Source organism: Nostoc sp. NMS7 (assembly GCF_017115085.1).
GTDB lineage: Bacteria > Cyanobacteriota > Cyanobacteriia > Cyanobacteriales > Nostocaceae > Nostoc.
Genome location: NZ_JABXKJ010000095.1, coordinates 1 through 6,307 on the forward strand (window position 1 = coordinate 1; position 6,307 = coordinate 6,307).

The 6,307-nt window shown below is 39.4% G+C and carries 11 protein-coding genes; 9 read left to right on the plus strand and 2 right to left on the minus strand.

Translation table 11 applies throughout. The features are described 5' to 3' along the window. The 8 genes from HWQ38_RS10045 to HWQ38_RS10080 form a co-directional block, all read left to right on the plus strand. On the plus strand, nucleotides 1-534 hold a 534-nt coding region (locus HWQ38_RS10045; protein WP_292792805.1), incomplete at its 5' end, for a CAAD domain-containing protein. 96 nt (nucleotides 535-630) lie between these two features. Beyond that, on the plus strand, nucleotides 631-1,506 hold the full coding sequence (locus HWQ38_RS10050) for a PEP-CTERM sorting domain-containing protein (protein WP_292792807.1): 876 nt from the start codon (nucleotides 631-633) through the stop codon (nucleotides 1,504-1,506). 124 nt (nucleotides 1,507-1,630) lie between these two features. Then, nucleotides 1,631-1,981, plus strand: a complete 351-nt coding sequence (locus tag HWQ38_RS10055) for a hypothetical protein (protein WP_292792809.1) — start codon at nucleotides 1,631-1,633, stop codon at nucleotides 1,979-1,981. After that, complete coding sequence (locus HWQ38_RS10060) at nucleotides 1,982-2,242, plus strand: PEP-CTERM sorting domain-containing protein (RefSeq protein ID WP_292792811.1); 261 nt, start codon at nucleotides 1,982-1,984, stop codon at nucleotides 2,240-2,242. It abuts the gene before it with no gap. A 237-nt stretch (nucleotides 2,243-2,479) separates the two neighbouring features. Further along, nucleotides 2,480-2,605, plus strand: coding sequence for a hypothetical protein (locus tag HWQ38_RS10065; RefSeq protein WP_292792813.1), 126 nt, complete (start codon nucleotides 2,480-2,482; stop codon nucleotides 2,603-2,605). Between the two features lie 117 nt (nucleotides 2,606-2,722). Next, the gene (locus HWQ38_RS10070) at nucleotides 2,723-2,995 is read left to right on the plus strand and encodes a hypothetical protein (RefSeq protein WP_292792815.1); all 273 of its coding nucleotides are present in this window, start codon (nucleotides 2,723-2,725) and stop codon (nucleotides 2,993-2,995) included. Nucleotides 2,996-3,051: 56 nt separating this feature from the next. Further along, nucleotides 3,052-3,384, plus strand: coding sequence for a hypothetical protein (locus HWQ38_RS10075; RefSeq protein ID WP_292792817.1), 333 nt, complete (start codon nucleotides 3,052-3,054; stop codon nucleotides 3,382-3,384). A 244-nt stretch (nucleotides 3,385-3,628) separates the two neighbouring features. Beyond that, nucleotides 3,629-3,838, plus strand: coding sequence for a molybdopterin-binding protein (locus HWQ38_RS10080; protein WP_094352220.1), 210 nt, complete (start codon nucleotides 3,629-3,631; stop codon nucleotides 3,836-3,838). A 68-nt stretch (nucleotides 3,839-3,906) separates the two neighbouring features. Here HWQ38_RS10080 and HWQ38_RS10085 read toward each other — a convergent pair whose 3' ends face one another. After that, a complete protein-coding gene (locus HWQ38_RS10085; RefSeq protein ID WP_292792819.1) occupies nucleotides 3,907-4,665 on the minus strand; it encodes a HesA/MoeB/ThiF family protein in 759 nt (252 codons plus the stop codon). Nucleotides 4,666-5,459: 794 nt separating this feature from the next. On the opposite strand from HWQ38_RS10085, the gene HWQ38_RS10090 reads away from it, so the two are divergent. Further along, nucleotides 5,460-5,600, plus strand: a complete 141-nt coding sequence (locus HWQ38_RS10090; protein ID WP_292792821.1) for a hypothetical protein — start codon at nucleotides 5,460-5,462, stop codon at nucleotides 5,598-5,600. Between the two features lie 182 nt (nucleotides 5,601-5,782). On the opposite strand, the gene HWQ38_RS10095 is transcribed toward HWQ38_RS10090, so the two are convergent. After that, a complete protein-coding gene (locus tag HWQ38_RS10095) occupies nucleotides 5,783-5,992 on the minus strand; it encodes a molybdopterin-binding protein (protein ID WP_292792823.1) in 210 nt (69 codons plus the stop codon). Nucleotides 5,993-6,307: the final 315 nt, after the last annotated feature.

The following is a 6,307-nucleotide window of genomic DNA, read 5'->3' on the forward strand; positions in this document are numbered from 1 at the left end:
GCCATTTATTCTCCTCTGATGAAGTTGGCTCAATATGATATCCGTACTGAGCAAATGAAAACTGTTATCGCTGAAGAAAATAGTAAACTTGGGGAGAGCGAAGTAGAACAATCCAAATCTTTTAATATTACATCAACCGAACCTATCGCAGGACTTGAAAGTTCAAAAATTGAAGCTCAACCATTGCTAGCACCTGCTGATAAACCATTACCTCAATGGCAACAAACTGGCAGCAATTTTTCTGCATTTTTGGAGCAATTACCTAAATATTTAGGTAGATTTTCCACTGAATACCAGCTGCCAATTATTTGTTTTGCCACAATTATTGCAGCGACTGTGGCAGTTAAGCTAATTTTAGCTGTATTAGATGTAATAAATGAAATTCCGCAGGCAAATTTAGTTTTTGAGTTGACTGGAATTGGTTACTTCATCTGGTTTGTTTTTCGATATCTATTCAAAGCTTCTACTCGGCAAGAATTAGTTGCACAAATTAGTTTTATCCAAAAAGAAATTGTCGAGGGGCAAGATTCATAAGTTGTTATGCCTCTACATTTGCTTTCTTTTATAGTGAAAGAAGGTACAGGGCAAACGCATTCATGCTACCTAAAAAGTTTTGCAACAAACTTACTTATGAAAGTTGACTTTGGTGTTACTGCTATTGATGGGAGCAAAACACCATCCTGGCTTTTATTTTTAAGAGAGCTTAACGAAGGTGGATTCAGAGAAATCCTAACATTTTCTTACGATGTATTTGTGCCTTTTACACACGAAGATTGGCGCGGGCGCATTCGTGCTAATGCTGCCACCTTTGGCACTAATTTGATAGTAAATGGTGATGCAGAACAAGGGCAAGGAGATCCAATTGGTAATGCTGTTGGGGCTGATATACCTACTATCCCTGGCTGGACTACGACAGGTAGTTTCAGTGTATTAAAGTACGGGGCAACAGGTTTTAGCTTTACCAACCCCTTAGGTAATGTAGTGAACGTTACTGTTCCTAGTATTGATGTTCCTGGGCCAAGCGATCGCGGACTCAATTTATTCTTTGGTGGTGCCGATCGAGCCTCTTCCAGTGCTTTGCAATTAATCGATATATCTGATTTAGCCTCAACTATTGATGCAGGTCAAGGTACGTTTAACTTAAGTGGCTGGTTGGGAGGATATAGCACAGATGAAGATAGCGCATCACTAAACATTACTTTTCTTGATCAAGCTAACCAGTCTTTAGGTATAGCTAGTATTGCTTCGCCAACTGCCACGCAAAGAAATAACACCACAGGCTTATTTTTGCAGTCAACTGATGGTTCTGTACCTGTGGGTACACGCCAAATCAATGTACTGCTGAACGCCAATTATGCAAGAGGTCGGGTAAATGACGCCTACGCAAATAATCTTTCGTTAGTAGTTACTAAAGTCCCAGAACCATCAATCTCAGGTTTATTGTTAGTTGGTACATCTTGTCTGATGGTATGGAAATTGCGTAGAAACAACCAAATATTCCAGTAGATTGCATCAGATTTTGAATGCTTAAATACTTAACTTGCAACAGTTGGAGAAGTTCAACTGTTGCAGTCTGAACTTTATTAAAGAACTTTCCCTCCACGCCAATTCATACACAGGATAAAATTTGATGTTAAAAACAACGTTTGTCACAAAGCAACTAATTATTGCTCTGGGGTTAGGATTAGCTGCATTATTTACTGCTACTCCCGCTCAAGCTGCGGTCTTAACCTATCAAGGTGATACCACAAATCAGCCGACTTGGCGGCGTACAGCACCAGGCGATCCTCCCGATAGAATCAGTGGTGAAAACGCTGGAACTATGGGTATGACTGTACCATACAGCGTTTTTCAATTTGTGGTTGAAGAATCGGGTTTGTATACATTTGGTAGTACTGTACCCGGAGCTATATCAGCTGCTGATGGAGTCTGGGATAATTTTTTAGTTTTATATCAGGATAGTTTTAACCCCACCAATTAATTGACTAACGTCCTTGTAGCAGCGATCGCTCCTGATAATGGTAGCCCTGCCTTCGACCGACAACTGACTGCTCAACGAAATTACTTTTTAGTTACAACTGGTCGTCGCGTAACTGATTTTGGTCTTTTTACCAACACCATCAGTGGTTCAGGTAAAGTTGTAGCAGTTCCTGAATCGGGTTCAATGCCTGGAGTGTTAGCGGCTGTTGGGGTTGGTTTACTACTATATAAACGAAAACAAAGTATTGTAACGGTGCGCTAACGCAGACATGGTTAATTGACTGAATGGCACTAAGATAACGGCAAACCTATTATTTATAAGGCTTTTGGGTGTGGGGAATTAAGAAGATGTAGTTCTCTTTAACGTAACTATTATTCAATGTCTATTAACACTACACCCAAGACCCTGCCAGCAAGGAGATTTCAGCTTTACAAGCGTGCCATTCGTTAATTGACCACCTACACCCAAGAGTTGCCGTAGTACTCTGTAAATTTAAAATTGAGGATAAAATCGTTTAAGTTTAAGCCATGCATCTACCGTAATAAACTGCCAATCAACTGTGCGATCGCTCTTGTTTCCAGAGAGAGAATAGAGGCGATCGCCATCCTTTTGCAGGATATTTGAAGCAGTTTTGCTACTTCTGTTATGAACTGTTCTAAGTTTGAAGGCCTTTGGATATAAGTTTGAAATCCAGATGCAAGAGCCTTTTTATCTGCCTTATCTTCAGAACTACTAGTAAAATTGAATCTACCACCTGGTAGTAAAGTTTATGCTGATTCAGCTTACACCGATTACACTGTTGACTATGACTTGGAACAAACAAGTCAAATTTCTTTAAAAGTAATGCGGAAAAAGAACTCTAAGCGTCAAGACCTTCCTTGGGATCAATATATTAAACAACATACTCGCCATGATATTGAAACCGTGTTTAGTAGTATCACTTGTGTTTTCCCAAAATCCATTCATGGGATGACATTTAAAGGGTTTTTACTGAATATAACTTGCAAAACCTGAAAAATTTGTGAGATGCTTTAAAAAAACAAAATCCAGCATTAGTTACTGAAATCACTGTGAGCTTTCAAACCGGCTCAGGGCCACGAACCGAAACATACTATGGAGTCCCCCTATGGGAATTAATTAATAATCCGAAAGCCGGAGGTGGTCTAAAACCTGGGAATTCTGGGGTGAATAGTAAAAACTCTTTTCTGAGGCAATATGTTCTAGTTGACGCCACAGATTGCTATGGTGCAGTCGTAGCTATTGGTGAAATTCAACCTAATTTTGAAGGGAAAACAGTGCTAGTTGCATTTGCAAAAAAAGGTAGTGATGGTAAAGTCGTGCCTTTAACAGATGAAGGATTTGCTCGTTTAGTAGTTCCAGGTGACAAAGCTGGAGGTCGTTAGGTTAGTAATGTGACAAATATCCTCATATTATCTGCTCCTCCTTCTCCTTTGAAACCAAAATATTTCTGAAAACCCGTCTGATTAAAGATGCCTACAACAGAGAGTTCATCTTCTAATACCAGTCTGATATCTAAGTTATTCTGTAAGGCTGAAGATATCTCACTAAATGAGGATAATCCAACAATCTGATAGTTGTTAGTATTACTCAGTTCAGAATTATCTTATAAGTAGGGAGAATCAAAATATGGAAGTTAGCGCTCGTAATTCCTTAAAAGGAACTATTAAGAAAATTCACCCAGGAGCAGTCAACTCTGAGGTCATATTAGAAATTGTGCCTGGGGTGGAAGTAACTGCAATTATTACCAAGGAGTCAGTAGAGCATCTCCAACTTCAAGAGGGAAAACAAGCGATTGCTGTGATTAAAGCGTCGGATGTCATAATTGCTACAGAATAGCTCGAAATGAGTAGATAAGTTGTGGCGATCCGCTTATAGTAGAGCGATCGCTACGATTATCCAACTATTTACGAATTTTTCGAGCAAGAACTGCTACCACACACCAGACATAAAGGATCGTGATAAGAATTTCGTTTGGTAAATTCCATTCGCATCAAGTCGATTGTCAGCAGTTGTGATAATAGGGGTTGACTAAACTTAGTAATCAACTTTATTACCTCTAATGCACTAAGACAAGCTAGTGTACCAGAAACAGCACCGATAACCGAGAACCCACGCTGATTCCAATCTGGCTTTTCTGGGAACAAGCATGATAGACAAGGAGTGACACCAGGAATAATCGTCGTCAGGTAAGCTTCCATTCCGTCCATTGCAGCTTCCACCATTGGTTTTTGCCAGCGCACGCAAGCCTCATTGAGCAAGTTACGCTCTGTGAAATTGTGGGCGCAATCAACAGCTATATCAGCAGATTGCACTAAAGAGTCTACATTCTCTTTTGTAACGTAATCATGAACCGCTTCCACCCGAATATCAGGATTAATAGCTTGCAGAGTTTCTCTGGCTTTGAATACTCTTGGCTTACCTATCCAATCATTTGTCATTAGAACCTGACGATTCATATCATCTAGCCGTAAGTCACCACCCCGAACTAGAATTAGCCGCCCAACACCTGCTACTGCCAAATAAAGTGCTGATGTACCGCCTAACCCCCCTACACCTGTAACCAAAACCGTTGCAGACTTCAAGCGCTTTTGTCCTGCTTCTCCAAAATTGGGAAGCATCATTTGGCGGTGATAGCGTTCTAACTCACTGGGTGTTAAGTTCATCGCTTTTTACCTGTTTATCAGTCGTAAAATTTATCATCTAGTTGGTAGCAAATATTGTAGTTGTCTATACACTTTTCGGATTTATTACTTGTAAAGTTGGTATTTATTCCAGGCACTATTAAGGGTTTGCGTTTTCCAAGCGTGCCATTCGGATTTGAGCGTTATCTCTTGGTGACGACTGAGTAAGTTAGCAGATGATGAAAAGGCGATACCTACGGTGGGCTGCACCTAGGCTAGATAGCATTCCCGGATGTTAAATATCTTTGCAAAATGTAGCTATGCTTGCGAAAAATCAGCAAAATTTTCAAAGCACCAATATGTCTGACAACAAAAACGGCAAATACTAGAAAACCTTGCTATTGCCCTGGCAGTTTAAGTTTGTCTACTGCGGCTTTTTTTAATAGAGAGATACAACCTCATGAAACTGGGGATTTATTCCTCTTCATAGTGCGCGATCCGACTTGGTGATTTTCAAAGAATACTTAGAACAATCACCAGTACAGCAGTTTATCAATATCTTGGGACATCGGAAGCGTGCGATGCCTACGGCAACCCTAAGAGGGAACGCAATTAGAGGTTTTCCGTGGCTATGATATCAGCAATATTGGGGAAGTCATAGCAAATATTTAGAGTCATCAATGAATGGCACGCTTGAAAAGCGGAAATACTTGTGGTTTAACCAGTTTGCAATTGCTTGCGTAATTCAATTGCGTGTGAGGGTTTGAGGAGTGTATTTACAAAAACAATTTACCTTTTTTTGGCACAGTTTTTTGCTGTCTAGTTCTTGTTTAGCGATGTCTATCGACAAGTCCGTGCCCGTCTACGCTGTACCAGTTTTGGGTCAAGAGATCCCAAATACTAACCCTGGTAAAGAGCAGTTATCATGGCAAAAAACTGGCTCTATCGCTCCCTTTATGGACTTTAATAATAAATAAAAAGATATTATAGGCTGCATTCGTTATATGGGTTGGGTTTTAAGCTTTTGAAGCTTCCCCATAAAACCTTGATTTTAATGCCGTAACATAAGATGAGTGGTAGAACCATTTTTATTTAGCAGTAGAACATTAAAAAGGGGCAGTTTGATTGCCCCTCCCTTAAGAGAATGCCAACAATTACTTTAGTCTATGGCAATTATTACATCTGATGATTTGACTATGGCATACACTTGTTTACCTTCAGTAAGTTTCAGACTTTCTGCTGATGACTTGGTAATAATTGAAGTTACCTCTACTCCAGGTGCAATTTCCAATGTCACTTCTGTATTTACAGATCCGACTACGACGCTTTTCACTGTACCTTTGAGAGCATTGCGAGCGCTAACTTGCATTTTACGATTTTTCCTTGTGTTTTTATTAACACATTAATCATAACAACTAGTTACATTAAATTCTATGGCTATAGGTATAAATTCCACTATTTTTTAGTATTTCTTGATATAGGAAATATATCTAAGCAAATTTACCCTATTTAGTTGGTAATTTTTCCTAAAAATGTAGTTATTTCTGCTGATTTCCAGCTTTTTAGAGACTGCAAATGAATAATAAACGAATCCTGACTTTTCTGAGTGACGTATCAATGAGCGACACAAAGTCATAATCGACCTCACAACTTTAGAGAAATGTGGTAAATTCAAAGGTTTGGA